Annotated in this window: 27 protein-coding genes, 1 tRNA gene and 1 pseudogene; 6 read left to right on the top strand and 23 right to left on the bottom strand. The window is 48.2% G+C overall.

The annotated features are described in order from the left end of the window. Nucleotides 1-98 precede the first annotated feature (98 nt). Entirely contained in the window at nucleotides 99-1,535 is a 1,437-nt protein-coding gene (istA, locus tag MKY22_RS12710) for an IS21 family transposase (RefSeq protein WP_341088991.1), read from the top strand. A gap of 11 nt (nucleotides 1,536-1,546) precedes the next feature. Then, nucleotides 1,547-2,248, top strand: a complete 702-nt coding sequence (gene istB / locus MKY22_RS12715) for an IS21-like element helper ATPase IstB (RefSeq protein WP_341088992.1) — start codon at nucleotides 1,547-1,549, stop codon at nucleotides 2,246-2,248. Nucleotides 2,249-2,477: 229 nt separating this feature from the next. Here the strand turns inward: istB and MKY22_RS12720 are convergent, their stop codons facing one another. After that, nucleotides 2,478-2,822: a hypothetical protein gene (locus MKY22_RS12720; RefSeq protein WP_341088993.1), complete on the bottom strand. Its 345-nt coding sequence runs from the start codon at nucleotides 2,820-2,822 to the stop codon at nucleotides 2,478-2,480. 135 nt (nucleotides 2,823-2,957) lie between these two features. Here MKY22_RS12720 and MKY22_RS12725 point away from each other — a divergent pair, with 135 nt between their 5' ends. After that, the gene (locus MKY22_RS12725; protein WP_341088994.1) at nucleotides 2,958-3,278 is read left to right on the top strand and encodes a hypothetical protein; all 321 of its coding nucleotides are present in this window, start codon (nucleotides 2,958-2,960) and stop codon (nucleotides 3,276-3,278) included. Between the two features lie 137 nt (nucleotides 3,279-3,415). On the opposite strand, the gene MKY22_RS12730 is transcribed toward MKY22_RS12725, so the two are convergent. From MKY22_RS12730 to MKY22_RS12775, 10 genes are all read right to left on the bottom strand, one after another. Beyond that, on the bottom strand, nucleotides 3,416-3,664 hold the full coding sequence (locus tag MKY22_RS12730; protein ID WP_294743788.1) for a hypothetical protein: 249 nt from the start codon (nucleotides 3,662-3,664) through the stop codon (nucleotides 3,416-3,418). Nucleotides 3,665-3,676: 12 nt separating this feature from the next. Then, on the bottom strand, nucleotides 3,677-4,588 hold the full coding sequence (locus tag MKY22_RS12735) for an acyl-ACP desaturase (protein WP_195864535.1): 912 nt from the start codon (nucleotides 4,586-4,588) through the stop codon (nucleotides 3,677-3,679). A gap of 270 nt (nucleotides 4,589-4,858) precedes the next feature. Beyond that, nucleotides 4,859-6,151 carry a phosphopyruvate hydratase gene (eno, locus tag MKY22_RS12740; protein ID WP_087681330.1) on the bottom strand — a complete coding sequence of 431 codons (1,293 nt, stop codon included), beginning with the start codon at nucleotides 6,149-6,151 and terminating at the stop codon, nucleotides 4,859-4,861. A 59-nt stretch (nucleotides 6,152-6,210) separates the two neighbouring features. Then, nucleotides 6,211-7,758: a 2,3-bisphosphoglycerate-independent phosphoglycerate mutase gene (gene gpmI, locus MKY22_RS12745; RefSeq protein ID WP_075642809.1), complete on the bottom strand. Its 1,548-nt coding sequence runs from the start codon at nucleotides 7,756-7,758 to the stop codon at nucleotides 6,211-6,213. Beyond that, nucleotides 7,759-8,511 (bottom strand): triose-phosphate isomerase, encoded by a 753-nt coding sequence (tpiA, locus tag MKY22_RS12750; RefSeq protein WP_023469215.1) that lies wholly within the window; start codon nucleotides 8,509-8,511, stop codon nucleotides 7,759-7,761. Nucleotides 8,512-8,538: 27 nt separating this feature from the next. Further along, entirely contained in the window at nucleotides 8,539-9,723 is a 1,185-nt protein-coding gene (locus MKY22_RS12755) for a phosphoglycerate kinase (protein ID WP_035396304.1), read from the bottom strand. Nucleotides 9,724-9,844: 121 nt separating this feature from the next. Beyond that, complete coding sequence (gene gap / locus MKY22_RS12760) at nucleotides 9,845-10,852, bottom strand: type I glyceraldehyde-3-phosphate dehydrogenase (RefSeq protein ID WP_023469217.1); 1,008 nt, start codon at nucleotides 10,850-10,852, stop codon at nucleotides 9,845-9,847. 53 nt (nucleotides 10,853-10,905) lie between these two features. Further along, nucleotides 10,906-11,934 carry a sugar-binding transcriptional regulator gene (locus MKY22_RS12765; RefSeq protein WP_023469218.1) on the bottom strand — a complete coding sequence of 343 codons (1,029 nt, stop codon included), beginning with the start codon at nucleotides 11,932-11,934 and terminating at the stop codon, nucleotides 10,906-10,908. Nucleotides 11,935-12,049: 115 nt separating this feature from the next. After that, nucleotides 12,050-12,310 (bottom strand): glutaredoxin family protein, encoded by a 261-nt coding sequence (locus tag MKY22_RS12770; RefSeq protein ID WP_023469219.1) that lies wholly within the window; start codon nucleotides 12,308-12,310, stop codon nucleotides 12,050-12,052. Then, entirely contained in the window at nucleotides 12,301-13,443 is a 1,143-nt protein-coding gene (locus MKY22_RS12775) for an RNA polymerase factor sigma-54 (RefSeq protein WP_341088995.1), read from the bottom strand. The genes MKY22_RS12770 and MKY22_RS12775 overlap by 10 nt, the downstream gene beginning before the upstream one ends. Before the next feature lie 154 nt (nucleotides 13,444-13,597). On the opposite strand from MKY22_RS12775, the gene MKY22_RS12780 reads away from it, so the two are divergent. Both MKY22_RS12780 and clpP read left to right on the top strand, forming a co-directional pair. After that, a tRNA-Arg gene (locus tag MKY22_RS12780) sits at nucleotides 13,598-13,673 on the top strand. A 182-nt stretch (nucleotides 13,674-13,855) separates the two neighbouring features. Next, nucleotides 13,856-14,440: pseudogene (gene clpP, locus MKY22_RS12785) on the top strand (ATP-dependent Clp endopeptidase proteolytic subunit ClpP); the annotation flags it as partial. A gap of 120 nt (nucleotides 14,441-14,560) precedes the next feature. On the opposite strand, the gene MKY22_RS12790 reads toward clpP, so the two are convergent. The 11 genes from MKY22_RS12790 to hprK form a co-directional block, all read right to left on the bottom strand. Beyond that, the gene (locus MKY22_RS12790) at nucleotides 14,561-14,797 is read right to left on the bottom strand and encodes a hypothetical protein (RefSeq protein WP_023469221.1); all 237 of its coding nucleotides are present in this window, start codon (nucleotides 14,795-14,797) and stop codon (nucleotides 14,561-14,563) included. A gap of 82 nt (nucleotides 14,798-14,879) precedes the next feature. Continuing rightward, nucleotides 14,880-15,836, bottom strand: coding sequence for a DNA-binding protein WhiA (whiA, locus tag MKY22_RS12795; protein ID WP_023469222.1), 957 nt, complete (start codon nucleotides 15,834-15,836; stop codon nucleotides 14,880-14,882). Beyond that, the gene (locus MKY22_RS12800; RefSeq protein ID WP_341088996.1) at nucleotides 15,833-16,831 is read right to left on the bottom strand and encodes a gluconeogenesis factor YvcK family protein; all 999 of its coding nucleotides are present in this window, start codon (nucleotides 16,829-16,831) and stop codon (nucleotides 15,833-15,835) included. The genes whiA and MKY22_RS12800 overlap by 4 nt, the downstream gene beginning before the upstream one ends. Further along, nucleotides 16,831-17,700: an RNase adapter RapZ gene (gene rapZ, locus MKY22_RS12805; RefSeq protein ID WP_035409987.1), complete on the bottom strand. Its 870-nt coding sequence runs from the start codon at nucleotides 17,698-17,700 to the stop codon at nucleotides 16,831-16,833. Before rapZ ends, MKY22_RS12800 begins: the two co-directional genes overlap by 1 nt. 112 nt (nucleotides 17,701-17,812) lie before the next feature. Then, nucleotides 17,813-18,775: a thioredoxin-disulfide reductase gene (trxB, locus tag MKY22_RS12810; RefSeq protein ID WP_023469225.1), complete on the bottom strand. Its 963-nt coding sequence runs from the start codon at nucleotides 18,773-18,775 to the stop codon at nucleotides 17,813-17,815. Between the two features lie 61 nt (nucleotides 18,776-18,836). Beyond that, the gene (locus MKY22_RS12815; RefSeq protein ID WP_341088997.1) at nucleotides 18,837-20,321 is read right to left on the bottom strand and encodes a tetratricopeptide repeat protein; all 1,485 of its coding nucleotides are present in this window, start codon (nucleotides 20,319-20,321) and stop codon (nucleotides 18,837-18,839) included. A gap of 96 nt (nucleotides 20,322-20,417) precedes the next feature. Beyond that, nucleotides 20,418-20,798, bottom strand: coding sequence for a sporulation phosphorelay system protein KapB (gene kapB / locus MKY22_RS12820; protein WP_023469227.1), 381 nt, complete (start codon nucleotides 20,796-20,798; stop codon nucleotides 20,418-20,420). Between the two features lie 30 nt (nucleotides 20,799-20,828). Continuing rightward, nucleotides 20,829-21,311 (bottom strand): acyltransferase, encoded by a 483-nt coding sequence (locus MKY22_RS12825; protein WP_341088998.1) that lies wholly within the window; start codon nucleotides 21,309-21,311, stop codon nucleotides 20,829-20,831. After that, entirely contained in the window at nucleotides 21,295-21,951 is a 657-nt protein-coding gene (gene ppaX / locus MKY22_RS12830; protein ID WP_058264666.1) for a pyrophosphatase PpaX, read from the bottom strand. Before ppaX ends, MKY22_RS12825 begins: the two co-directional genes overlap by 17 nt. A 3-nt stretch (nucleotides 21,952-21,954) precedes the next feature. After that, nucleotides 21,955-22,788, bottom strand: coding sequence for a prolipoprotein diacylglyceryl transferase (lgt, locus tag MKY22_RS12835; RefSeq protein ID WP_214807646.1), 834 nt, complete (start codon nucleotides 22,786-22,788; stop codon nucleotides 21,955-21,957). Further along, on the bottom strand, nucleotides 22,788-23,723 hold the full coding sequence (hprK, locus tag MKY22_RS12840) for an HPr(Ser) kinase/phosphatase (protein ID WP_035396292.1): 936 nt from the start codon (nucleotides 23,721-23,723) through the stop codon (nucleotides 22,788-22,790). The genes lgt and hprK overlap by 1 nt, the downstream gene beginning before the upstream one ends. 126 nt (nucleotides 23,724-23,849) lie before the next feature. On the opposite strand from hprK, the gene MKY22_RS12845 reads away from it, so the two are divergent. Further along, complete coding sequence (locus MKY22_RS12845; protein WP_023469232.1) at nucleotides 23,850-24,233, top strand: hypothetical protein; 384 nt, start codon at nucleotides 23,850-23,852, stop codon at nucleotides 24,231-24,233. A 248-nt stretch (nucleotides 24,234-24,481) separates the two neighbouring features. Here the strand turns inward: MKY22_RS12845 and MKY22_RS12850 are convergent, their stop codons facing one another. Then, complete coding sequence (locus MKY22_RS12850; RefSeq protein ID WP_341088999.1) at nucleotides 24,482-25,591, bottom strand: DUF4097 family beta strand repeat-containing protein; 1,110 nt, start codon at nucleotides 25,589-25,591, stop codon at nucleotides 24,482-24,484. Nucleotides 25,592-25,640 lie beyond the last annotated feature (49 nt).

The raw sequence follows: 25,640 nt of genomic DNA on the forward strand, positions 1-25,640 counted from the left end.
TGCACTCCTTTTGCGAAAAAAGAAAAGGACTTGCCAGCACCCACAACTTCATCCTAACGTTTAAGTTGCGAAACAAGAACGTTAAGGAGATGAAAGGAATGCTAACAATGTCCGAAATCAATTGTATCAAATTTTTAAGGAACCATAAATCCTATTCCATCAATAAAATCGCGAAAGATCTTAACCTGAACTGGCGAACTGCTAAAAAATATGCCGATGAGTCTTTTCTACCAAAAGAAAGTTCTTCTTCCAAGCGAGGCATGATGTATGGCACCCGTTGGGGCGAGATGATTGAGGACTGGCTACAGGAAGATGCGATGATGAAAAAGAAACAACGGCGAACCAATAAAAAACTATATGAGACCTTATGTACATATGGATTTGAAGGGTCCTACCGGACCGTCTGTCAATTTATAAAAGAATGGCGACTAGGTCGCGATGTAGAAAACGATAGTCGATTCGAACGATTGGCCCACCCTCCCGGAGAAGCACAAGTAGATTTTGGTGTCATGGAAGTCGTGAAGGATAGTCATGCGGTCGATGTGCATTGCTTGATCCTATCCATGCCATATAGCAATCGAACAGCTGCGGTTGCATTACCAGCAGAGAACCAGGAATGTTTCCTGACCGGATTGAAGAGACTGTTCGAAGAAATCGGAGGCGTGCCGCAACAATTACGAATCGACAATCTCCCGGCAGCTGTCGCTAAAGTACGGACAACAAAAGAAGAAGCCGTTTATACGGATGCCTTTCAGCAATTCGTGGCGCACTATGGTTTCCAGGTTCAAAGCTGTAATCCGTACAGTGGGAATGAGAAAGGAAGCGTCGAAAACAAGGTCGGCTATGTCCGTTACAACTTCCTAGTTCCTTCTCCTATCATGAATGACTTCGAGTCGTTGAATCGGCGCCTCGCATCATCCCTCAGGGATGACATGGAACGTATCCATTACGAAAAGAAAGTACGGATCAAAGATCTCGTTGTGGAAGAGCAGAAGCACCTCCTTCGACTGCCGGAAGAAGATTTTCCAGTGTTTAGAGAGGAACTCTTGAAGGTGAACAAATATGGAGAAGTGACCATCGATCAAACAAAGATTCTCGTTCCATCGGGTTCCCGACATGGACAAGTGAGAGCAATCCTAAAATGGGACGATATGAAAATCATTTCTCGTCATGGAGAAATCCTGTACGAAGAAAAACGACCTTATATGATGACGAAACGGGCGTTACCTTGGGAAAGCATTCTCAACGAATGGTACAAAAAGCCACGTAGTTATGGTCATTCACGTCACGCGGAGTACCTCCCTGGACGAATTCGAGAGTATCTGAACATCCAAAATCTGATGATACGTAGAGAAAGACTGGGATGGCTACGGTCTAGATTAGTCCTGCATTCAATCACTGAAATCGATGAACGATTGTATGAGCTACTGAGCCAAAGCGATGCCTATTCTGACATCGAAGAGCACCCCTACGATGTCGACTGGAGCAAGTATGACAGTTTGAATCGACCGTGGCAGAGTGAGGTGCAGTCGTGAATCTAAAAGAGATGTGCAAATCCCTTCGGCTCGCTTACGTCGCTGAAATTTACGAAACGATTCCGATGGAATCGTCCGAGACGTTTCTCCTGACACTTTTTGAAATGGAGATGAGGCTTCGTGAAGAAGCGAAGGCAGAGCGACTTATAAAAAAAGCAAAGTTCATCAATAACAAATCGCTCGAAGACTATCGTTGGCATGACAACATTTACTTTCCCCGTCATCTCAAGAAAGAAGAATTAATGTCGCTCTCTTTCATCGATCATCAACAAAACGTGGTGCTCACAGGTGCCCCTGGCACTGGGAAGACACATCTTGCGATTGGTTTAGGACGGGAAGCCTGTCGTAAAGGAAAGGAGGTGCGGTTTTTTCGTGTTTCGGAGCTCGTAGAGCAACTCACCAAAGCATGGCGTGATGGAAAGCTGAGTAGCTTCCACGCACGTCTCGATTCTGCGGACCTGATCGTCTTAGATGAAATGGGCTATCTTCCATTATCCAAAGAGTCAGCAGAGCTCCTTTTCCATCTCATAACAGACTGGTACGAAAAGAAAAGCATCATCATCACTTCAAATCTAGAATTCAGTCAATGGAATCGTGTTTTCGCAGATCCAAGATTGACGTCAGCACTCGTCGATCGCGTGATCCATCATGCGCACATTTTAACCTTCACGGGTGACAGTTATCGTGTCACTCACGCATTATCAAGAAATTGAATGCCTGGCAAAGTTCTGTACTTTTTTCTGCAATTCACTGCACAAACCTATTGCAAAATACAATTCTTCCAGTTACTCTTCCTTACACTATTGAAAGAAAGTAATTGGATGCATACGCAAATACACCGCAAGACAGCGTCACGCCATCTTACAGTGTATTGATTGTCAGATTAGATAGCACTAGACGATTGATTTTCAGAAAAGACGGAGACTCCTGCGGGAAAGCTCTTCATCTTTTCGCTTTCTCGCCTCTTTTTCGCTCCAAGAACAAACGTCGAATCAAAGCAACAACGAACGCAAAGATTGCCAGCGGCTCAAACAAATAAATCAATAGGAACGTGACATCGATGACGGCATCCTCCGGATTATAACGGATGATATAGAGCGCACCAGGTAAGATGGCAATCAGTCCGCCAATTCCGAGTGCCGTTCCAAAAATCAGACTCTGACGTGAAAACCGGCTCGTGATTTGATACAAACCGATGAATAGTATGAGTTCCGTAAAATAGATGAGGCGCAACGGGATGTCACCAATCGACGTATCAAGCCCTAAAAACAAAAACCGAAATAGCATGTCGATTCCCCCTTCCCTCTAGTTCTACCCCGAACAGCGTCCTCGTAATGCTTGATTTCCAGTTTCCCTGCATATCCTCGCTTCAATTAGGGAATAGCTAGAGAGTTACAGTCACATACAGAGAGTTGGGATCGGATGAAAGAAGAACACTCGATGAAGGTCGTCAGTTGTCTGAATGATTATTTCGAACGTCATCAGCAGCCCCTTCAGGTCGATCTCTTACGAGGTCTACCACCTATTGTGCTATTGTTGCGCGATGACGCGAAACGTGCCTTTCCGAAGGAAGCGAACTTGCACGATGAACTGTTACAAGACATCAAACGTTTGATTCAGGAATGTTTGGATCCGGATACACTGCGCGAATTGGGAATCGATGTCGATCTCCCGGACTTTTTCATGACCCATGCACCGCTTCATTCTGCCCATCATTATCTCGTTACATTCATCGAAGACTGACTTCATGTTAAAAGCAGCTATTTCTTCTTTCACAAAACATGTGAAGCAAGAGATAACTGCTTTTTTAGTGATAATAAAAAACCGATAGCGCCAAAGCACTACCGGTTTTACTTCCCTTCGCGTATGGTAAAGACGACTTAATTCTCAACCTCAAGAATCGCTTCGATTTCAGCTTCTACTTCTTTGTTGACCATTTGCGAACGTTTTTTACGTAATTCGAGATCCATCTCTTGATCGATGAACTGGTTCGTATGCTTATCGAAGCAATCAAAACAGATCGGATAAAAATCTTTTACTTCTTTGTTCAATGAGTTGAATTCCCACGTGTCGAGTTCCAAGTAACTGACTTGGTTGTTCGTTTCAGTTCCACAGATTTCACACTTCATCTTCATTCCCCCTTACGCGTCAATCTTCGCTTTTTCGAGTTGGCGCTCTTGACGTTCCTTGATACGCTTCAAACGTCCATGATACTTCATGATGTTCGCTTGAGATTGTTTCGCTTCTTCGCTTGTCGGTTCTAAATCAGCGATGCCCCAGAATTTGACGACGACGTCTAATACTTGGTCGAAGTATTGGAGTGGTCCATAGTTCGTATCAACAGCAATCGTCTTCATCCGTTCCGTGAAGTCCGGCATGACAGCACCTGGCATCGAGAAGTTGATGATGACGTCTTCGAAGAAGACGATGAAGTTCGGATCGAGCTCTAGGTGTGCTTTGACCGTGTCACGATAGAACGCGTAATGCAGTGCTTCGTCCTTCGCTAGACGACGGAGTAGCGTTGCTAAGTCTTTATCGTGTGCCCCTGCGATTTTCGCGACGTTGTTATAGAAGACGAGTGTCGCTAACTCTTGCAGTGACGTATATGCCATTGTCGCTAACGGGTTCGTGAAGTCCGGGAACCAGCCGTTTTCAACGACGCGTCTTCTTAATTGATGAAGTCGCGTTGGATTGACGTTTCGCGTGACGAGTAAATACGTCTCGAGTAAGTTCGAGTGCTGATCTTCTTCTGCTGTCCATGTCCGGACGAAGTCATTGATGACTTCCATCGAGTTCTTGAACGTATAGTCTAAGTGCGACGTATACCACGGTAAGTTGACCTCTGTCAGTAAGGCCGTCTCGATTGCAACGATGACACCTTCCGGAAGCGTGACTTGGCTTTCATCCCAAGGAACGCGTTTGAACGACATCGCCTTATCCCACGGAATGAATTCGTGGTAGCTCCAGTCGATGTTGGCTGAACGCTCCTTGTGTAGTCGATATAACTCTTGAATGCGTGGTTCTAAACGGATATCTAAATCTGAATTTAGCATGATCGTATCTCCTTTAGACGTATTTGTCATCTTCATCGAGCAAGATGTAATTAATGCCTATAACTATTTAATTTGCACTTATTTATGAGTATAACATTTTAGTCATCTACTAGGATGAATCAATTTTTTGACAGTTCAGTATAGTTTTAATGACAAAAGTGCTTTTCATGTTTGACATCGCTTGATACACAAAAAAACCTCCTATCCGTGTGTACGTATCACACGAATAGGAGGTTTTCCTTATGCTTAGTTTAAACCATCAACCTGAAATTACTTCTTGAGGTTGTAGAATGATTTGATTCCGTCGTAGACAGCAACGTCTGAAAGCATGTCTTCGATGCGGAGAAGTTGGTTGTATTTCGCGATACGGTCTGTACGTGAAAGTGAACCCGTTTTGATTTGACCAGCGTTTGTCGCAACAGCGATGTCAGCGATCGTTGAATCTTCAGTTTCACCAGAACGGTGAGAAACGACAGCTGTGTAACCAGCTTTTTTAGCCATTTCGATTGCGTCGAATGTTTCAGTCAACGTACCGATTTGGTTAACTTTGATGAGGATCGAGTTAGCGATGCCTTTTTCGATACCTTCAGCCAATTTCTCAGTGTTCGTTACGAACAAGTCATCCCCAACGAGTTGAACTTTGTGTCCGATACGATCTGTAAGAAGTTTGTGACCATCCCAGTCGTTTTCGTCACAGCCATCTTCGATTGAGATGATTGGGTATTTGTCGACGAGTTGTGCGTAGAATTCAACAAGCTCTTCTGTTGAGAGAACTTTGCCTTCGCCAGCGAGGTTGTATTTTCCAGCTGCTTTATCGTAGAACTCAGAAGAAGCGACGTCCATTGCAAGGTAAACATCTTCGCCTGCTTTGTAGCCAGCTTTTTCGATTGCTTCAAGGATAACTGTGATTGCTTCTTCGTTTGATTTCAAGTTTGGAGCGAATCCACCCTCGTCACCAACTGCTGTGTTAAGACCCATTCCGCTAAGAACTGATTTCAACGCGTGGAAGATTTCAGCACCCATACGAAGTGCTTCTTTGAATGTTGGAGCACCGACAGGCATGATCATGAACTCTTGGAAGTCCACGTTGTTGTCTGCGTGTGATCCACCGTTGATGATGTTCATCATTGGCGTTGGTAATGTTTTCGCGTTGAATCCACCGAGGTATGTGTAAAGTGGAAGACCAAGCTCATCAGCAGCAGCACGTGCAGCAGCCATAGAAACACCAAGGATTGCGTTAGCGCCGAAGTTACCTTTGTTTTTCGTACCGTCGAGATCGATCATCTTTTTGTCGATTCCAGCTTGGTCGAAGACATCGTAACCGATGATTTCTGGTGCGATTTTTTCGTTGACGTTGTCAACAGCTTTCAAAACACCTTTTCCGAGGTAACGTGCTTTGTCGCCATCACGGAGTTCGACTGCTTCGTGCTCACCAGTTGATGCACCTGATGGTACGAGTGCGCGACCGAAACCGCCATCTTCTGTATAAACTTCTACTTCTACTGTTGGGTTACCGCGTGAATCAAGAATCTCGCGTGCGTAAATCTCTGTAATCATTGACATTTAAATTCGCTCCTTTTGTGTGTAAGAAATATGTGCTGTAGCTACTTCGATCGACGGGATTATTTCTTCAATACGATCGATTTACCAGTCATCTCTGCTGGTTGGTCCGCTCCGAGAAGATCAAGGACCGTTGGTGCGAGGTCAGCAAGTGCACCTGTGAGTGGTTCAAGGAGTTCAACGTCCTCGACCGTCACGATACATGGAACGGGTTCTGTCGTATGCGCCGTCATCTTACTGCCGTCCGCATTGAGGACTTTATCCGCGTTCCCGTGGTCAGCCGTGATGACTGCCGCGCCGCCTTTGCTGAGAATCAAGTCAACGACTTTCCCAAGACACTCATCGACAGCTTCGATCGCCTTTTTCGTCGGCTCGAGCATACCCGAGTGACCGACCATATCCGGGTTAGCGAAGTTGAGGATGATCGCGTCGTGTTTGTCCGAGTTGATTGCGTCGACGAGCGCATCTGTGACTTCATAGACGCTCATCTCCGGTTTCAAGTCGTATGTCGCGACTTTTGGTGAAGGGATCAAGATCCGATCTTCCCCTTCGTATGGTTCTTCACGTTGTCCGTTGAAGAAGAACGTGACGTGCGGATACTTTTCCGTTTCCGCGATGCGTAGCTGTTTGAGACCTTGTTTTGACAATGTCTCACCAAGCGTGTTCTTGATGTCTTCAGGCGGGAAGACGATGTCCGTATCGATCGCATCCGAGTACTTCGTCATCGAGACGAGCAGCAGGTTCTTCGGTGCGTTGTCTGGAAGTTCGAATCCGTCGAAGCCACCTTTTTCTTTGTAGACTTTCGAAAGCTGAATCGCACGGTCAGGACGATAGTTGAAGAACACGATCGCATCGTTATCGTGGATCGGTGCGACTGGCGTACCGTCTTCCTGCACGACAACAGTTGGTTCGATGAACTCATCCGTTACGTCTTGTTTGTACGAAGCTTCAACCATGCCGATTGGATCCTTCGTCGTTGGACCTTCACCGAACGTGATGGCGTCATAGACTTTCTTGACGCGTTCCCAACGGTTATCGCGATCCATCGCATAGTAGCGACCAGAGATACTCGCGAATTGTCCAACATTCAATTCATCCATCTTCGCTTGCGCGTCACGGAGGAAACCAGCGCCCGATTGTGGGTCGCAGTCACGACCGTCCGTGAAAGCATGGAGGTAGACTTTTTCGATTTCGTGAAGTTTCGCGAATTCGAGCACCGCATATAAGTGGTTGATGTGACTGTGGATTCCACCGTCAGAGACCAAACCGAAGATATGAAGCGCTGAACCGTATTTCTTCACGTGACCTGCCGCATCGTTCATCGCTTGACGCGAGAAGAACGAGCGATCCTTGACCGCGTTGTTGATTCGGGATAGCGATTGATAGACGACGCGACCTGCACCGATGTTGAGGTGACCCACTTCTGAGTTCCCCATTTGACCTTCAGGCAAACCGACGTATTCGCCTTTCGCATTCAACAACGTATGCGGGTATTGACCCCAGTAACGATCGAAGTTCGGTTTGTTCGCCGCCGTAACGGCATTTCCGAACTCCTCGTCACGCATACCAAAACCATCAAGGATGATCAGTGCGACTGGACGTTTTTTCATTTAAATCGCCTCCAACAGTTTGAGGAACGATCCTGTCTCAAGACTTGCACCGCCGACGAGCGCGCCGTCGATGTCTGGTTGAGCCATATATTCTTTGATGTTTTCCGGTTTGACGCTACCACCGTATTGGATGCGGACAGCTTCTGCTGCTTCAGCACCGAATTCAGCTGCAACGACGTCACGGACGAATTTACAAGAATCTTGTGCATCTTGTTCTGTCGCTGATTTACCTGTTCCGATTGCCCAGACAGGCTCGTATGCGACGACGAGATTTTTCACTTGGTCGACAGTAAGACCTTTAAGGCTGTTTGCTGTCTGTTCACGGATGACGTCTTCGAACTTGCCGCCTTCACGCTCTTCCAGTGTTTCACCTACACAAACGATTGGAACGAGACCGTGCTCGAACGCTTTTTTCGCTTTGCTGTTGATGAACGCATCTGTTTCGCCGAAGTACTCACGACGCTCAGAGTGACCGAGGATGACGTATGTCACGTCGAGTTCTTTGAGCATGAGCGGGCTGATTTCACCAGTGAACGCACCGCTCTCTTTGTCGTACATGTTTTGAGCACCGATCTTAAGATCCGTACCAGCTGCTGCTTCTGTCAAGTGTGCCAAGAATACTGCTGGCGCACAGACGGCTGCGTCGACTGTCGTCGAAGCAGGTACAGCTCCTTTGACTTCCTCAACGAATGCGACTGCATCCTTGAGCGTCAGATTCATCTTCCAGTTACCTGCGATAATTGGTTTACGCATTGAGAAACACTCCCTTGTGAACTTAGATTACTTGTCGTTTAGCGCTTCGACACCAGGAAGAGCTTTCCCTTCCATGAATTCGAGACTTGCTCCACCACCTGTAGAAATATGGCTCATTTTGTCAGCAAGACCGAATTTCTCTGCCGCAGCAGCTGAGTCGCCACCGCCGATGATTGAGTACGCATCGCTGTCCGCAAGAGCTTGCGCGACACCTTTTGTACCGTTTGCGTATTTATCGAGTTCGAATACGCCCATCGGTCCGTTCCAGACGACGAGTTTCGAGTTCTTGATTGCCTCTGCATAGAGTTCAACCGTTTTTGGACCGATATCAAGTGACATGTGATCTGCTGGGATCTCTGTGATGTCACGTGGTCCGACATATGTTTCTTCTCCGAATTCCTTCGTGATGACACAGTCGATTGGCATGAGGAACTTAACGCCTTTTTCTTCTGCTTTTTTCATGAATTCCTTCGCTTGGTCGATTTTATCGACCTCAAGAAGTGAAGTACCGACTTCGATACCACGAGCTGTGAGGAACGTGTACGATAAGCCGCCACCGATGATCAACGTATCGACGATGTCGAGTAAGTGATCGATGACACCGATTTTATCCGCTACTTTCGAACCACCGATGATTGCCGTGAACGGGCGATCTGGGTTAGAAAGAGCTTTACCGAGAACTTGAAGTTCTTTTTCGATGAGAAGACCGGCAACTGCAGTGTCGACATGGTGTGCGATACCTTCTGTCGATGCGTGTGCACGGTGTGCTGCGCCGAACGCGTCGTTGACGAAGACGTCAGCGAGTTTCGCGAATCCTTTAGCGAGCTCTTCGTCGTTTTTCGTTTCACCAGGGTAGAAGCGGACGTTCTCTAAGACGACGACATCGCCGTTTTCGAGTTTGCTGACTGCTTCTTCTGCAACTGGACCGTATGCTTCTTCAACGAGCTTGATGTCTTTACCAAGCAATTCGCTGAGGCGTGCTACGACTGGTGCAAGTGAGAACTCAGGGTTCTTTTCGCCTTTTGGACGACCCATGTGGCTAGCGAGAATGACTTTTGCTCCGCCGTCGATCAAGTGTTTGATCGTTGGGAGTGCAGCACGGATCCGTGTGTCATCCGTGATTTTACCGTCTTCCAACGGTACGTTGAAATCCACGCGTGTAAATACGCGTTTTCCTTGTACATCGATGTCGCGAATCGATTTCTTATTCATACATTCGTCCTCCGTCTCTTACGTATAGTGAGGGGCGAATGCCCCTCCCGCTTTTTTCCGCAATAAGAGCGGAGACTGATATCGTTTCCGCTCTTATTCAATTGCTATTTAATTGCTCGAATTACTTAGCGATTTCTGCGAAGTGTTTGAGTGTACGAACGAGTTGGCTAGTGTAAGACATTTCGTTGTCATACCAAGCAACTGTTTTAACGAGTTGTTTGTCGCCGACTGTCATGACTTTAGTTTGTGTTGCATCGAAGAGTGATCCGTAAGAGATACCAACGATGTCAGAAGAAACGATTTCGTCTTCAGTGTAACCGTAAGACTCGTTAGCAGCTGCTTTCATTGCTGCGTTAACTTCTTCTACAGAAACTTTTTTGTCGAGTACAGTTACGAGCTCAGTGAGTGAACCTGTAGCGACTGGTACACGTTGTGCAGATCCATCAAGTTTACCTTGAAGTTCTGGAAGAACGAGACCGATTGCTTTTGCAGCACCAGTTGAGTTTGGAACGATGTTTGCTGCTGCCGCACGTGCACGACGGAAGTCACCTTTAGGGTGTGGAGCGTCGAGTGTGTTTTGGTCACCAGTGTAAGCGTGGATCGTAGTCATGAGACCTTCAACGATTCCGAACTGATCTTGGAGAACTTTAGCCATTGGCGCGAGACAGTTTGTAGTACAAGAAGCACCAGAGATAACTGTTTCAGTTCCGTCAAGGATTTCGTGGTTCGTGTTGAAGACGACTGTTTTCATGTCGCCAGTTGCAGGTGCAGAGATAACGACTTTTTTAGCGCCAGCTTTCAAGTGAAGCTCAGCTTTTTCTTTGTCTGTGAAGAAACCAGTACATTCGAGAACGATGTCAACACCGAGCTCGCCCCATGGGAGTTCTTCTGGGTTGCGGTTAGCAAGTGTTTTGATTTCTTTACCGTTGACGAGGAAGTAACCGTCGTGTACTTCAACTTCGCCGTCGAAACGACCTTGAGTCGTATCATATTTGAGAAGGTGTGCAAGCATTTTAGTGTCTGTAAGGTCGTTGATCGCGACTACTTCGATTCCATCGAATTGAAGAATTTGACGAAGTGCCAAACGTCCGATACGTCCAAATCCGTTAATACCAACTTTTACTGCCATGATAATTTTCCTCCTTTTAATGTAAAGCGAGTTATCTATTATTCAAAAGGGGGTTACCCTTTCAAAATCGAAGCTGCTGCGCCTTCATCCGTGATCAGGATGATGTCTGGCGACTGTTTGACATAGGCGTTGATCGCTTCTGCCTTCGAATGACCACCTGCGACGACGATGACGTGTTCGACTTGCTTCAAGTCAGCCAGTTGGAGACCAACCGTCTTGACCCGGTGCACGATGTTCCCGTCTCGGTCGAAGTAATATCCGAATGCTTCCGCTACTGCCTGTTCATGTTCCAGTCGGGTCAGGAGATCCTCAGACGCGCGACGACGTTTTGCCATCGTTTTCGCCTCACCAATTCCATGTACCACGATTGAAGCACCTTTAATCATTTGAAGCACATTTTTTATGCTCGGCTCTTCAATCATCTTGACGAACGTCTCTGTGCTGACCATGTCCGGGATGTGAAGCAGATGATAATCACTTTGAGCGCGTGATGCCATCCGTGAGCATACTGTGTTCGCTTGTAATTCGAGCGTTTCTCCCAGTCCTCCGCGTGCCGGAACGAACGTCATCGGACGGTGTTCCTTGTCTGGCGACATCATCGCCGCGACGGAAGCCATCGTCGTACCGCCTGTGACAGCGATCGTATTGTGATGGTCTGAAGAAAGCTCTCGTTTGAGTCGTGCGACGGTCGCCCGCCCCATGTCTCGTTGTACCCAGAAGGTCTCATCGGAATCACCCGGTACGATGACGACGTCCCGTACTCCGAGTCTCTCTTTCAAGGCTTTCGCCATGTCTGAGATCCCTGCGAGTTCTCCCATGATGCTGTGCATGCTGCGAAGAACGTTTCGTCCTTCATCCGTCAAGGACATCCCTTGCGTCGCGACCTCTAGGAGGTCTTGCTGCTTCAAGAAGTCGACTTCCCGCCGTAAGACGCGTTCCGTCAAGCCAAGGCTTGTCGCAAGCGTACGTCGTCCGATCGGTTGCATCAGTCGTACGTAATGAAGGATGTCGTAGCGTGTCTGCATTTCTTCGATCAGATCAGGCACGATTCGTTTTTGGATCTGGACTAACTGCCGAATCATGTATTTCCCTCTCCTCTCAAGTAGCTGGACGCTTTCTGTCCCGCATGTCATAACGTGTCCCACTTGGTACACCGTTATCATAACAGTCCATTTCTCGCCTTGCAAGTCTCGTTTCTCAAGTTTTTTGAAGTAAGCGGTTTCTTATCGTTTCCGTCTCGAATTTGCCATAACTCCAGATTTCCTCGTCATGCATGACGACCGGAATCTCGTATAAGAACCGTAGACTGAGCGCTTCATCCTGATCAATGTTGACTTCCTCGAACGTCCATTCCGGAAACTCATCGAGTACGAAGTCGAGTAAGATGGCGGCCTCTTCACATAGCGTACATCCCGGACGTGAATAGAGTGTTAAGTGTCTGTGTCGTTTTAATCCCATTCTGATTGCGCCTTCCTTTGCTGCATCGTTTTTTTCGTTAAACCAAGTGCTGCCCGGTACTTCGCGACCGTCCGTCGCGCGACTGTCAGACCGTCTGCTTGCAGACGATCCGTCAATTGCTGATCACTTAACGGACGATCGCTGTGTTGAATGTATTCGGCGATCCGCCGTTTAATCAAAAAACTCGAATCTCCGGTTGTCGTCCGTGAGACGAACAAGTCTTCTAAAGCAACGAGACCATGGACCGTCTCGACATACTTCTCAGCAATCGCTCGACCAATCGTTGACGGATGATGTCCCGTTGCTTCTGCGACTTGTTTTTTCGTCAATGGCTCAAGATGCAGTTCTCCCTTAAACCAGCGTTCTTGTCGCTCAAGCAAGACCGAGAGGATGGCATGCATCGTAACACGACGTCGTTCGTACGCGCGCAAAAAAGGCGTTGCCTCTTTTAATCCGAGCCACGTCTGATCCGTGTCGAGTGTCATCCAGTCGATCTGAAGTTTTCCATCTAACAGGTGAATCCGCGCTTCTGCCATGACCGATTGTTCCTCTTTAGGAAGATCCGGTGTCCGGCTCAGCCGCGTCAATCGTTTTCGCAATCGCGCTCGATCCTGTTCACTGTACTGAGCGAATACCTGACTCGCCGGAGCATGCCGCAACCGATCCGTCAGTCCGATCAATTCCGTGTCGTCTAGCTCGATCGCCTGTAACCATTGGCACTCGCGTTCCGAGCGGGCAGCAATGCCGACTGGTTCACATTGTTGTAAGAGTGTCCGTGCTTCTGTAATCGTTGCGATATCGGTCGAGAAGGATGCAGCGAGCTGCTCGTCCGATGTCCGCAATAAACCGTCCGCTTCTAAATACACGATGAGTTGTTCCGCCATATATCCTATTTCCTGTCTGACTGATTCTAAACGTATTTGCGCAAGAAGCTCGTCTTCATAGGATGCCAAATGTCCTGCCATCTGCTCGACCTCTAGCGAAACCTGATTCGGGTAATGACGATACAATCGTCGTTTCAACCGTCGCCACTCCTCCTCAAGCTCAGCTGCTGGTTGCTCAAGCACATGTAATTGATACTGTTGTGACGCCGATAACGTCATCTGTTGCGTCTGTTCCTGGCGTTGATCCATCGATTCCCCCTCCTCCACTTCTTATTATAGAAGAAACGTTTTAAAAAACATGCTCTGAACCTTTCTCCAACCGCTCAGGAAAAGAAAAGTCATCCTTCCCTATTGCTTTTCTGAAAAAATGTCGCTATACTATTAATTGTTCAGTACATCAGATGCACCCGTAGCTCAGGGGATAGAGCACTGGTTTCCGGTACCAGGTGTCGGGAGTTCGAATCTCTCCGGGTGTACCATTTATTCAACCACAAGGCAATGCCAACAATGGCGTTGCCTTTTTTCTATATTGATATGTTTCATTTGCCCTTGTAATGGAAAAATACCTAAAAGTCGCATCGTATCTTTTGACCAATATTGACCAAAGGATTATGATAAGGATAAGTCGAATAGGAAGCTACATACCAACTATAAGGAGGCAAAGACTATGTTAATTCCAACAGTCATCGAACAAACAAACCGCGGGGAACGTGCTTACGATATCTACTCACGTTTGCTAAAAGACCGCATCATTCTTCTCGGGAGCGCGATTGACGACAACGTCGCCAACTCAGTCGTTGCCCAACTTCTGTTCTTAGCAGCAGAAGATCCAGATAAAGAAATCTCGCTTTACATCAACAGCCCAGGTGGTTCGATCACTGCCGGTATGGCGATTTACGATACAATGAACTTCATCAAGCCACAAGTCTCAACGATTTGTATCGGTATGGCAGCATCGATGGGTGCGTTCTTGCTCCAAGCAGGCGCAAAAGGAAAACGTTTCGCGTTACCAAACGCTGAAATCATGATCCACCAACCACTCGGTGGTACACAAGGTCAAGCATCGGATATCAAAATCCATGCGGAGCGTATCATCAAAATGCGTGAGCACCTCAACAAAATCATGGCTGAAAACACAGGACAACCACTTGAAGTCATCGAACGCGATACAGAGCGTGACAACTTCATGTCAGCACAAGCTGCTGCTGATTACGGTCTCATCGACCGCGTCATGGAACGTGCATAAGTCATCCAGAGTGTCTCCTACGGGAGGCACTTTTTTTGTATTCATAGAAAAGCAAAGCTCTGTCGGTTATCGTTACATACAAAAAAACCTCCCGTTCCTTATAGAACGAGAGGTCGATGATCAGTCGATCAAGTCTGTGATGTCTGAAACGATGTCGTGGTTTTCACGAATCAGCGAGTAGATCGCGTTCGCATGTGGCGAAAGCTCTTCTTCTGCTTGTAATTGTTTCAGGAATAAAGATGTTGCGAACGCAACGAGTGTGCTTTTCGGTACACCGATTGATTTCGCTTTTTTTGTTAACACTTCATCAAACTTCGCATCGACTGTCAGCGAAATACGTTTCTTTTCGTTAGCCATTTCAAAAACTCCTTAATTCGAACATTTAGTTGCATCGACTATATATTATAGTAGACTATGGTTCATCCCGCAAGCGACCCTCTTATAAGGCCCCTGTCATCGACTCTCCATTTCGTACTTTTTCAGCGATTTGATCAATCTTCCGTAACCGGTGATTGATCCCTGATTTTGAGATGGAGCCGCTTTCGACCATCTCGCCGAGCTCTTGTAACGTGACGTCTTGATGTGTCACGCGCAAGATCGCGATCTCCTTCAACTTATCCGGTAAGACATCGAGCCCGACCGTCCGCTCGAGGAACTTGATGTTTTCGACTTGGCGTAATGCCGCACCGACCGTCTTGTTGAGGTTCGCTGTCTCACAGTTGACGAGACGGTTGACCGAGTTACGCATATCTTTTAAGATCCGGACGTCCTCGAACCGCAGCATCGATTGTGTCGCATCAACGAGCTTGAGGAAATCGGAGATCTTCTCGCTCTCCTTGATGTAGAGGATGTGTCCCTTTTTCCGTTCGATCGCTTTCGCGTTCAAATCAAAGACGTTCGATAGACCACGGAGCGCTGCATTATGTTCTTCATATAAGCTGAAGATTTCTAAGTGATACGACGACGTCGCCGGATTGTTGAGCGAACCCCCGGCGAGGAACGCCCCTCGTAAATACGCCCGTGCTTTTCGTTCATCGTTGAGGATCGTGTCACTGATTGAACGAATCATCGTGAACCCCTCTCCGAGGATTCCGAGGTCTTGCAAAATCTTATCCGCCTGTTGTTTAACGCGGACGATGTAGACGTTATTCTTTTTCAGACGCATTTTCTTCCGCACGAGCAGATCGAGATGGACTCCGTATGCTTTTTTCAGCAATGAGTAGATTCGACGGGCAATCGAGGCATTCTCGGTCGAGATATCGAGTGTCAGACCACGTCCGAGACCGAACGAGATCGCACCGTTCATCCGAGCGAGTGCCGCGAGTTCCGCCTTCATCTCGTGATCGGTGATCGGAATCTGCGTTAATTCTTTTTTGACTTCTGAGGCAAAGCTCATGTCAGCTCCTCCTTTCCTTCGAGTTGACGCATCCGTCGAATCGACAACACTTTTCGCATGACGAGGCTTGCGACGGCATCTGAGTCATGACGGATGAAGTGATGATTGTAATCGACGATATCGTCTGCTAGCACTTCAACGCCAGCGAGCTCGAATTGTTTTTCATTATAGGTGACGATGTCAGCGTGATCCTTCTGGTATTTCTTCAGGTAACTCGCATCGATCGATTCGTTGTTGACGATGATCGTATCAACGACGCCTTGTCCGAGGAAGCGTTCCAGTGCCGCTAAATGTTCATTCGCTGTGAACGCCGTCGTCTCGCCGGGTTGCGTCATGACGTTACAAATATAGACGACCGGAGCCAGTGATTGTTGGATCGCTTCCCGGATCTCATCGATCAGGACGTTCGGGATGATACTCGTATAGAGGCTACCCGGACCAAGGACGATGACATCGGCGTCAAGAATCGCCTGAATCGCTTCCGGTACCGGACGGACGTCTTGTTCGTCAAGGAAGATCCGTTCGATTTTCTTGCCGACCTTCGGAATCAACGACTCGCCTTTGACGATCGTCCCGTCCTCAAACTCGGCACAAAGCGTGATCGTCCGTTCCGTCGCCGGATAGACTTTTCCTTCCGCGTTCAACAGTTGCCCCATGACACCGATTGCTTCAACGAACGAACCATTACAAAGCTGGGTTGCTGCCGTCAACATCAGATTTCCGAGTGAATGACCATGCAGTCCTTCCCCGGTCTCGAACCGGTACTGCATGATCCGGTCCATCAATGTCTCTGACTTCGATAAGGAGACGATGACATTGCGAATATCGCCAGGCGGCAACATGTTGAATTCCGTCCGCAAACGACCAGAACTGCCCCCGTCATCAGCAACGGTGACGATGGCTGTGATGTCAAGCGGGTAATGTTTCAGTCCACGAAGAAGCGTCGAGAGTCCTGTTCCACCACCGATAGCGACGACTTTACGTTCCCATTTCATCACTTCTCCCCCTTCGCATACACATAATCCCGGTGATTCGTCTCAATATGATACTGCGTCGCAAATTCTTTACTGATCGCTTCTGCAAACGTGATCGAGCGATGTTTCCCACCTGTACAACCGAGGGCGATGACGAGTTGCGACTTCCCTTCCCGCTCGTATTGCGGAATCAGGAATTCGAGCAGGTCGACGAGTTTTTTATAGAACAGCTTTGCTTCCGGCCATTGCATGACGTACGATGCCACTTCCTCGTCAAGTCCAGTTTTTGGACGCAACTCTGGAATGTAGAACGGGTTCGGTAAGAAGCGCAGGTCAAAGACAAGATCCGCATCAAGCGGTAAGCCATGTTTAAAGCCGAACGACATGACGTTGACCGTGAACGGAATCCGTGTGCCTTCCGTGAACTCCTTTAAGAGACGTTCTTTCAGTGCAAGCGGCTTGATGTCACTCGTATCAATCAGCATCTGTGCCTTATCACGGAATCCTTCGAGCAACGTCCGTTCACGTTCGATTCCAATCAATGGTGAATCCGTCGGTGCAAGTGGATGCGAACGACGCGATTCCTTGTAACGGCGGACAAGGACATCGTTTCGTGCATCAAGGTACAGCATCCGGATTTGTAAGTCCGTTTTCTTTAAATCCTCATAGACGACAAAAAAGCTGTCGATGAAATCACGCGCGCGGGTATCGATGGCAACGGCGATTTTAGGACGCACTTGTCCGATGACTTCGATGAGATGCGGCAGTAACGTCGGGGGTAGATTGTCGACACAAAAATAGCCTAAGTCCTCAAAACTGTTCATTGCGACAGTCTTCCCAGCCCCACTCATACCCGTGATGATGACAAGTTGCGGTTGATTCTGTTCCATCTTTTCGCCCTCCAGACAACAGTTCCGTGTGTATTTTTTCGCTTCTTTTTCAGTATATCATAAAAAAAGAGCCAGCTTCACTGAAGTCTCCTTCAATGAAACTGGTTCGATATTATGCGTGTGAGGATTCTTGTAATTCTTCAAGCAACGCTTCAATGAAATGCTGTGCATTTTGTGCTGCGATCGAACCATCGTTCGTTGCTGTAACGACTTGGCGCAATGTTTTTTCACGCACGTCACCAGCAGCAAAGATTCCTTTGATGTTCGTTTCCATCGCTTCGTTCGTCACGACGTAGCCTTGGTCGTTCAAGATGCCGAGATCTTGGACGTAACCAGTGATCGGGTTCATCCCAATGTAGATGAAGACACCATCGATTGGATGTGTCGTTACGTCAGCTGTTTTTGTATTGATCAGCTCAATGCCGCCGACTTTCCCGTCTTGTTCGTTGATCTGTTTAACCGTATGGTTCCAGATGAAGTCGATTTTCGGGTTGTCAAACGCACGTTTTTGAAGAATCTTTTGAGCGCGGAGCTCGTCACGACGGTGTACGATCGTGACTTTTTTCGCGAACCGTGTCAAGTAGACGCCTTCTTCCACCGCAGAGTCGCCTCCACCGATGACGAAGAGTTCTTTTTCTTTAAAGAACGCGCCATCACAGACAGCACAGTACGAGACACCGCGACCGCCGAGCTCTTCTTCACCCGGTACGCCGATTTTTTTATATTGTGCACCAGACGCGATGATGATCGCCCGTGCGTAGTAATCTTTGTTGTGTGCATGAATCGTTTTGTATGCTTTACCGTCTTCGATGCTTCGAACGTCTCCGTACGCATATTCTGCGCCGAATGCTTTCGAGTGGTCGAACATTTTTTGCGAGAGATCTGGTCCGAGGATGCTATCGTATCCTGGGTAGTTCTCGATATCTTCTGTGTTCGCCATCTGACCGCCCGGAATCCCGCGTTCGATCATCAATGTCGAAAGGTTCGCACGTGATGCATAAAGTGCGGCTGTCATCCCAGCAGGTCCTGCCCCGATGATGATGACGTCATAAATTTTTTGTTCTGTTTCCGCCATGATTCCACCCCATTTTTAAATTTCATTGTAGTTTGAGTATAGGTGAGAATCCCCTAAACGTCTAACACTTTGCTTGTAGCGGTGCCAGCATCCGTTCATGTGTCCGAATCATCGATGCGACGTAATCGAACGAACAATCGACGAGTGATGCACATTCCTCGATCAACATCCCGTCCCGTAAATCATGGAACAGATAAAGCAGTGATGCAGCGGATGCTTCAATCGAATCGAACGACTCCCCACTTAAGACGAGCTGTGCGAAGCGTTCATAAAAATCACCTTCGAGACTCATCCGTTCTTCATCTGAAACGAATCGTTCCGCAAGACGGATCGTCTGCAATGCCCGGTGAATGCGTTCATCCACGACATCAGTCCGTCCTTCCATCTCGATGACAATCTGTTCCGTCAATAACAGGACGTCTTCCTGATCTGTCACTTCTGGCATCATCGACAATGCAAGCCGTGCTTCAGCATCGTTTAGTTTACCAAGAAGAAGTGCCGTGAAGATCCGTGAGACATCGTCTTCCGTCTTCAATGCTTGGATGAGTGCCGAGCGAAACTGCAGGTTGTGGCGGATGTCATACGTATCCGTCTCTTCCTTTAACGCTTGTGCTTCGTCCGACTTCAAGAAAGCCGCTGCTTCTTCGACGTGTCCCGTCTTATAGGCAGAGATCGATAACCAGTGACCAAAGAGTGGGTCTCCCCGGTATCCACGACGCTCGAGCAACTTCAACTCTTCATAGGCGATATCGTATCGACCGATGATCGCTAACGTCGACGCGACCTTATAACGTGTCTCAAGGTGCACGGAACGGACGTGTTCGAGCTGACGAGAGAGACGATGTGCCTCTTCGTCCTGTCCCATCTCGTGTAGCAAGACGAGCGTGTTACAGAGGGCATGCAAATTCCCCGGATTCCCTTCAAGGACCCGTTCGAGGGAAGCGAATGCCTGATCGTTCTCTCCTAAATAGAACTCGACGATCGCAAGGTTGTTGTAGGCAGGCCAGAACGTCGGGTACTGGGCAATCAGTCCAGTCAGCGTCTCCTGTGCCGCGAACAGCATTCCTTTATCGATCTGGCGTTGTGCCTGACCGTGCAGACGAATCAATTCATCCTCTTCGTCGTCTTCCATCTCTTGTTCGAGATCAATCAGTTCCACGAGTGCGGCCGATGCCTCCGCGTGTTTGCCGTTTGGTGCTTGCTCTAAATATTCCATCGCATGTTGTCGCGCTTCTTCATAAAGTGAGACGTGTGCGTAGTTATTCGCTAAATAAAAGAGTGCTTCCGTATTTGATGCGTCGAGTGCGCGTACTTGTTTCAAGACATCATTCGCATGATTGATTTCTCCTGTCTCGAATAAGACACGGGCATAACGGAGCAAATAACGGATGTCCGCTGGCTGAAGCGTCGTCGCCTCATCTAAATGATAGACGGCTTCGTCCAGTCGCCCTTCCCGGTGCGCCTTCCGTCCGCGGAAATAAAAAAGTTCCGCTTGGCGCGCTGTTATCGCAAAGGGGTCTGCTTTGTATTTGGTTAATTCCATCATGATTCAAGCCCCCATAAATAGTAAACTGGTTTCGTAGTTGCAGACACAAGAATACCCTATCTCTAGGAGGCATGCAACAGAAAAAAACGCCGGAGTTCATCCCCAGCGTTTTGCATAAATCGATTCCAGTTCTTTGTAATTCTCTAAGCATTTTCGTACAAAAGCATCCGTCTCTGGATTCAGTCCTTCAAGACGTGCCACGTCTTTGTCATATGCCTGCCGTAAGCTCGTCGCATAATCCGGAATCTCTCCGTCATACGCATAAACGACTGCGGGCGAAACCGTGATCTTTTCGTGCTTATGCAAGGCGGTCCGGATATGGAAGAGTGGAACATCGACTTGGTTCGGTTGGTGAAGATCTCCTTGAACGGGATGCTTCTCAACAGCCAACACCTCAACGACGAGACCTTGTGGACGTTCGGCGAATAATCTTCCGAAATACTTTCCTGTCTTATACGTAAAGCGGATGTGCGTCATCTTTTTTCCTTCTTCCTTCTCACAGTTTTGTCACATTTCGTGCCGGCGAAGCGGCTGACTCGAGACCCGTTCGTTCGGTGCAATGTCTCGGTGAACGATTGATCCGGCACCAACGACGGCACCATCTCCGATCGTTACGCCCGGTAGGATCGTCACGTTCGCACCGATCAAAACATTACTTCCGATGACGACGTCACCTAAACGATACTCCGTCGTCAAATATTCATGACAGAGAATCGTCGTATTGAAGCCGATGATCGTATTGTCACCAATCGTGATTCGCTCCGGGAACATCGTGTCTGGCATCACCATCAAGGCAAGTGCCGTCTTCTCCCCGATCTTCATCCGAAGACATGTCCGGTAGAGTGCGTTCTTAAAACGTAGCGACGGAGCGAACCGCCCGATCGCGATGATCGTAAAGCACCACATCACTTTAAAGAACGACACCGTACGGTACATGTGCCAGAGTGGATTCGTCGTGCCGACCTGAAACCTATCAGTTCGCCGTGCCATTTTGTTCCTCCAGCCAAGCCGCAAGATGATCCATCGAATCAATGATGACGTCCGGCTCGAGGGCTTCTAAGTACGCGCGACCTTTGATCGCCCAACCGACCGCGACCGTCTTCAGTCCCGCGTTTTTGCCACCAAGAATATCCGTATCATTGTCACCGACCATGATCGTTTCGTCTGCTGTTGATCCAAGCAACTGCATCGCTTTTTCGAACGGCTCGACGGCTGGTTTTTCTTCCGTTACGTCGTCGGCTGCGATGACCGCGTCAAAGAGTGACGTCAATCCGAACAACTCGATACCGCGGAGGGCGACACGACGACTCTTCGACGTCACGACCGCCATCTTGTAGCCTGCTTCATGCAGACGACGTAATCCGTCAAGCACACCTGGATACTCGAGCACGAGCGCGTCATGCATCGCGATGTTGTAGCTACGGTAAAAAGCGACCATCTCTTTCCACTGTTCCGCATTCATCGCTGAAAATGATTTTTCTAGCGTCGGACCGATGAACGGAAGCAGTTCCGCTTCCGTGAACGTCCGATCCGGATAATAGTAACTGAGCGTATGCTCGAAGCTTTTTAAGATCAACGGATTCGTGTCGATCAACGTTCCATCTAAATCAAATAGTAGCGTGCGAATCATCGATTACTTCGCCTCCTTTTTCGAACCGTCCAAGTAACGAACGGCGTTGCGGCGAACGACCATCATGATCACACCGAAGATGATCAAACAGATTGAGACGATTTGCGCCGTCCGGAGTCCATCTCCCATCAATAGACTGTCCGTCCGGAGTCCTTCGATATAGTAGCGTCCGATCGAGTACCACACGAGGTAACCGAGGAAGACATACCCACGGCGTGGATTGAACTTCATCCGCCAGACGATCAACAGAATGACACCGATGATGTTCCAGATGCTTTCATAGAGGAACGTCGGTAAATAGTATGTTCCATCAATGTACATCTGATTAACGATCCAGTTCGGTAAGTGCAGCGTATCTTGTAAGTACGACCATGTCGTCTCGCCACCGTGTGCTTCTTGGTTGAAGAAGTTACCCCAACGTCCGACGGCTTGTCCGAACAAGAGCGACGGTGCCAAGATATCGGCGATTTGCCAGAAAGAGATCTTTTTCTTACGCGTATAGATGATGACCGTCAAAATCGCCCCGATGATCGCACCGTGAATCGCGATTCCACCTTGGCGGATGTTGATGATTTGGTCAAGATGTTGACTATAGTAGTTCCACTCGAACGCGACGTAGTAAATCCGGGCACAGATGATACTGATCGGAATCGACCAGATGACGACATCGACCGCGTACTCTTCGTTGAAGCCGATCCGCTTCGACTCGAAGATCGCAATCAGGAGACCAACGACCGCACCGAGTGCGATGACGATGCCGTACCAGTAAATCGGTACAGGACCGAGTTCAATCGCCACGCGGTCAAACGTCGGTTGTACAGAGGCTAAAGTTCCCATCAAAGACCACCATTCCCATCTTCAATTGCTTGCGCGAGACGTCCCGCGAATTCTTCTGCTGTGTTGATGCCCATGTTCTTCAGACGATAGTTCATCGCTGCGACTTCGATGATGACAGCAAGGTTTCGTCCGGGACGAACAGGAATCGTCAGGAACGGAATTTCCGTATCGATGATTTGGAGTGTCTCTTGATCCAGACCGACGCGGTCATAGACTTTCGATTGATCCCAAATCTCGAGGTTACAGACGAGGCTGATCTTCTTATGCGAGCGAACCGCACCTGCACCGAACAACGTCATCACATCGATGATCCCGATTCCACGAATCTCAAGCAGATGTTGAATCAACTTCGGTGCTGTCCCAACGAGAATCCCGTCACCAGTTTGACGAATCTCAACTGAGTCATCTGCCACTAGGCGGTGACCTCGCTTAACGAGTTCGAGTGCCGTTTCCGATTTACCGACACCACTTGCCCCTTTGATGAAGACACCGACACCATAGATATCGACGAGGACACCATGCATCGCTGTCGTTGGCGCAAGTTCCGCTTCGAGGAAGTTCGTGATCTGTGACTCGACCGATGTCGTATGCCCTTTTGTCGTCAACAGTGGCACGTTCGTCTCGTCTGCGGCTTGGATGATCGCTTCCGGTACTTCAAATCCACGTGTGATCAAGATACCAGGTGTTTCATCCGTACAGAGGACATTCGCTCGTTCGCGTTGTTCCTCGTACGTTAAATTATTGAAGAACGTCAATTCTGTTTTTCCGAGAATCTGGAGACGTTCTGCCGGGTAATAGGCATAATAACCGGCAAGCACAAGGCCAGGTCGGCACAAATCAGCCGTCAGAATCGGACGATGTAAGCCCTCTTCTCCCGTGACGATGTGGAGATTGAATTGTTTTACGATTTCAGCTGTTCGCACTTTTGGTTGCACGCTTCGTCAGCCCCTTTCACTTGAAGTATTGTACCATATTTTTATTCGATTCATGGAATTGGATTAGAAGCATGATTTCTTGGGAATGGAATAAAGAGTTAATATTTTGAAGGAGGTTTTGCCGTGATGTCAGGCGGTGGTATCGGATTGATTTTAGTCATTATCTTATTTGCGGTTCTAGCGATTGCTGGTTTCGTCTATCTCATTATCTCACTGATTGATATGTGGAAAGCGTATTCGCGTAACCAAGATCAAACTGCCCTCTTATTCTTCATCATCTCGATCATCGGAATCTTCATCAGTGGTTCATTCATTTCCTACGTCCTCGCGATCATCTTCTATTGGAATCGCGCACGCGGAAAGAGTTGGCTCGGAATCGGTCTGATTCTCGTTTCGATCGTTCTTGCAATCATCGGTGTCATTGCCTTACTCTCGTTCGGTTACGATATGAATAATATCGAGAACATGAACTTCGACGAGCCGATGATGGATCAGGATTACGATTATTGATGTAGGCTACACCCATCCTTTTCAGTGAGGATGGGTGTTTTTGTCTATGCAGCTGACGAAGCCCCGCTCGCGTGACTCCTACAGGAAAAAGCGCGGACATCCGCGCTGTCAGAGACAAACGAGACCCGGCTACTCGTTCCTAGAACGACGTAGCCGCGGCTTGTGTCTCGCCTGAGGAAAGCACGCAAAGCGGATGCGACGTCATAAGAAAAGCGCAACCTCTTTTTCAAGAAGTTGCGCTCGTATGCTTATAACGCTTGTGGGCTGAGGTGAACACCATGCGTGACCGAAATTGTACCTGTCTTCGTATCGGCTTCAACCTCGATTTTTGGTGAGCGACCGCGACCTGATATGAAATGGAGCTTCCGGTTGACGATCTCTTTTTGATCCCGGATTAATTCCATGTCATCGAGGTTGCAGTTGAGACCACCGAAGTTCGTCTCAAGCTCCCCGTACACTTCAGCACCATGCGGCAACATCAAGGCGATGCTTCCAGCAAGCGATGACGCTTTGACCTTCGCGTTTTGCACGGTCTTCAGCTCGCAACGGACGTTTCCGTTCGCCGTTTTCAGTTCTGAACGTTCGAAGACACCTGTCGTGATGATTTGTCCGTTGGCTGTCTTCGCTTTCAAGACTTTCAACTCCGACTCTTCGATTTCGATCGAACCGTTCGCTGTCGATACTTTGACATCCTCACTGAACAGATCACGGACGTTGACTCGACCGTTTGCTGTCATCAGTTGAGCGGATGTCGTATCGAGCGACGTCAACGAAATTTCCCCGTTCAACGTCTGTAAGACGAATGATTCGTAATGACGGCGTGGTACTTTCAGATGGACTGTCGCACGGACACTCTTATCCTTCAAGCGGATTGAGAGTGTGTTCGCTGAGACCGCGTGTTGGACGGCAGCTTGGAGTTGCTCAAGTGCCTGTTCTTCCGTCACCTGTTGGCGGCGGAGTGGACGTCCTGTCACCGTCAATTCGCATTCTTCAAGATCACTCGGTTCGACGACCAAGTTCGCATTGAACAGATCGACGTGAACCGTCTCACCGCTGAACGGGAATTGTTTGACGTAGGTGACGTTCGGACCGGACGCCTGATTAAGCGAAAGATCACTGTCCTTGATCCGGCTGACGAGATTATCGAACGCTGACATGACTTTCGTCGTCAGCGAATCGACGGAATACTGGTCGACCCGATCATATTGTTCTGGTTCATCGACGTACTTATGTTCACTGGCAGAAGTTGCACGTTCGTCGATCGCTTCGAGCCGCTCGAGTTTATCGAGTGCCTCATCAATCGTTAACTTTCCTTCTTTGACTTGCTCCAATATCAATTGACGCATATCTTGCTTCATGAACCGTTCCCTCCTATTCTTGAACCTCAAACGTGTGTTACATGATACT

Source organism: Exiguobacterium sp. FSL W8-0210 (genome assembly GCF_038006045.1).
In the GTDB taxonomy this organism is placed as follows: Bacteria; Bacillota; Bacilli; order Exiguobacteriales; family Exiguobacteriaceae; genus Exiguobacterium_A.

What these genes read in the sequence shown, in the direction of transcription:
- istA (WP_341088991.1), top strand. Translation starts at nt 99, where the DNA reads ATGCTAACAATGTCCGAAATCAATTGTATCAAATTTTTAAGGAACCAT.
- istB (WP_341088992.1), top strand. Translation starts at nt 1,547, where the DNA reads ATGTGCAAATCCCTTCGGCTCGCTTACGTCGCTGAAATTTACGAAACG.
- MKY22_RS12720 (WP_341088993.1), bottom strand. Translation starts at nt 2,822, where the DNA reads ATGCTATTTCGGTTTTTGTTTTTAGGGCTTGATACGTCGATTGGTGAC.
- MKY22_RS12725 (WP_341088994.1), top strand. Translation starts at nt 2,958, where the DNA reads ATGAAAGAAGAACACTCGATGAAGGTCGTCAGTTGTCTGAATGATTAT.
- MKY22_RS12730 (WP_294743788.1), bottom strand. Translation starts at nt 3,664, where the DNA reads ATGAAGTGTGAAATCTGTGGAACTGAAACGAACAACCAAGTCAGTTAC.
- MKY22_RS12735 (WP_195864535.1), bottom strand. Translation starts at nt 4,588, where the DNA reads ATGCTAAATTCAGATTTAGATATCCGTTTAGAACCACGCATTCAAGAG.
- eno (WP_087681330.1), bottom strand. Translation starts at nt 6,151, where the DNA reads ATGTCAATGATTACAGAGATTTACGCACGCGAGATTCTTGATTCACGC.
- gpmI (WP_075642809.1), bottom strand. Translation starts at nt 7,758, where the DNA reads ATGAAAAAACGTCCAGTCGCACTGATCATCCTTGATGGTTTTGGTATG.
- tpiA (WP_023469215.1), bottom strand. Translation starts at nt 8,511, where the DNA reads ATGCGTAAACCAATTATCGCAGGTAACTGGAAGATGAATCTGACGCTC.
- MKY22_RS12755 (WP_035396304.1), bottom strand. Translation starts at nt 9,723, where the DNA reads ATGAATAAGAAATCGATTCGCGACATCGATGTACAAGGAAAACGCGTA.
- gap (WP_023469217.1), bottom strand. Translation starts at nt 10,852, where the DNA reads ATGGCAGTAAAAGTTGGTATTAACGGATTTGGACGTATCGGACGTTTG.
- MKY22_RS12765 (WP_023469218.1), bottom strand. Translation starts at nt 11,934, where the DNA reads ATGATTCGGCAGTTAGTCCAGATCCAAAAACGAATCGTGCCTGATCTG.
- MKY22_RS12770 (WP_023469219.1), bottom strand. Translation starts at nt 12,310, where the DNA reads ATGGGATTAAAACGACACAGACACTTAACACTCTATTCACGTCCGGGA.
- MKY22_RS12775 (WP_341088995.1), bottom strand. Translation starts at nt 13,443, where the DNA reads ATGGATCAACGCCAGGAACAGACGCAACAGATGACGTTATCGGCGTCA.
- MKY22_RS12790 (WP_023469221.1), bottom strand. Translation starts at nt 14,797, where the DNA reads ATGGCTAACGAAAAGAAACGTATTTCGCTGACAGTCGATGCGAAGTTT.
- whiA (WP_023469222.1), bottom strand. Translation starts at nt 15,836, where the DNA reads ATGAGCTTTGCCTCAGAAGTCAAAAAAGAATTAACGCAGATTCCGATC.
- MKY22_RS12800 (WP_341088996.1), bottom strand. Translation starts at nt 16,831, where the DNA reads ATGAAATGGGAACGTAAAGTCGTCGCTATCGGTGGTGGAACAGGACTC.
- rapZ (WP_035409987.1), bottom strand. Translation starts at nt 17,700, where the DNA reads ATGGAACAGAATCAACCGCAACTTGTCATCATCACGGGTATGAGTGGG.
- trxB (WP_023469225.1), bottom strand. Translation starts at nt 18,775, where the DNA reads ATGGCGGAAACAGAACAAAAAATTTATGACGTCATCATCATCGGGGCA.
- MKY22_RS12815 (WP_341088997.1), bottom strand. Translation starts at nt 20,321, where the DNA reads ATGATGGAATTAACCAAATACAAAGCAGACCCCTTTGCGATAACAGCG.
- kapB (WP_023469227.1), bottom strand. Translation starts at nt 20,798, where the DNA reads ATGACGCACATCCGCTTTACGTATAAGACAGGAAAGTATTTCGGAAGA.
- MKY22_RS12825 (WP_341088998.1), bottom strand. Translation starts at nt 21,311, where the DNA reads ATGGCACGGCGAACTGATAGGTTTCAGGTCGGCACGACGAATCCACTC.
- ppaX (WP_058264666.1), bottom strand. Translation starts at nt 21,951, where the DNA reads ATGATTCGCACGCTACTATTTGATTTAGATGGAACGTTGATCGACACG.
- lgt (WP_214807646.1), bottom strand. Translation starts at nt 22,788, where the DNA reads ATGGGAACTTTAGCCTCTGTACAACCGACGTTTGACCGCGTGGCGATT.
- MKY22_RS12845 (WP_023469232.1), top strand. Translation starts at nt 23,850, where the DNA reads ATGTCAGGCGGTGGTATCGGATTGATTTTAGTCATTATCTTATTTGCG.
- MKY22_RS12850 (WP_341088999.1), bottom strand. Translation starts at nt 25,591, where the DNA reads ATGAAGCAAGATATGCGTCAATTGATATTGGAGCAAGTCAAAGAAGGA.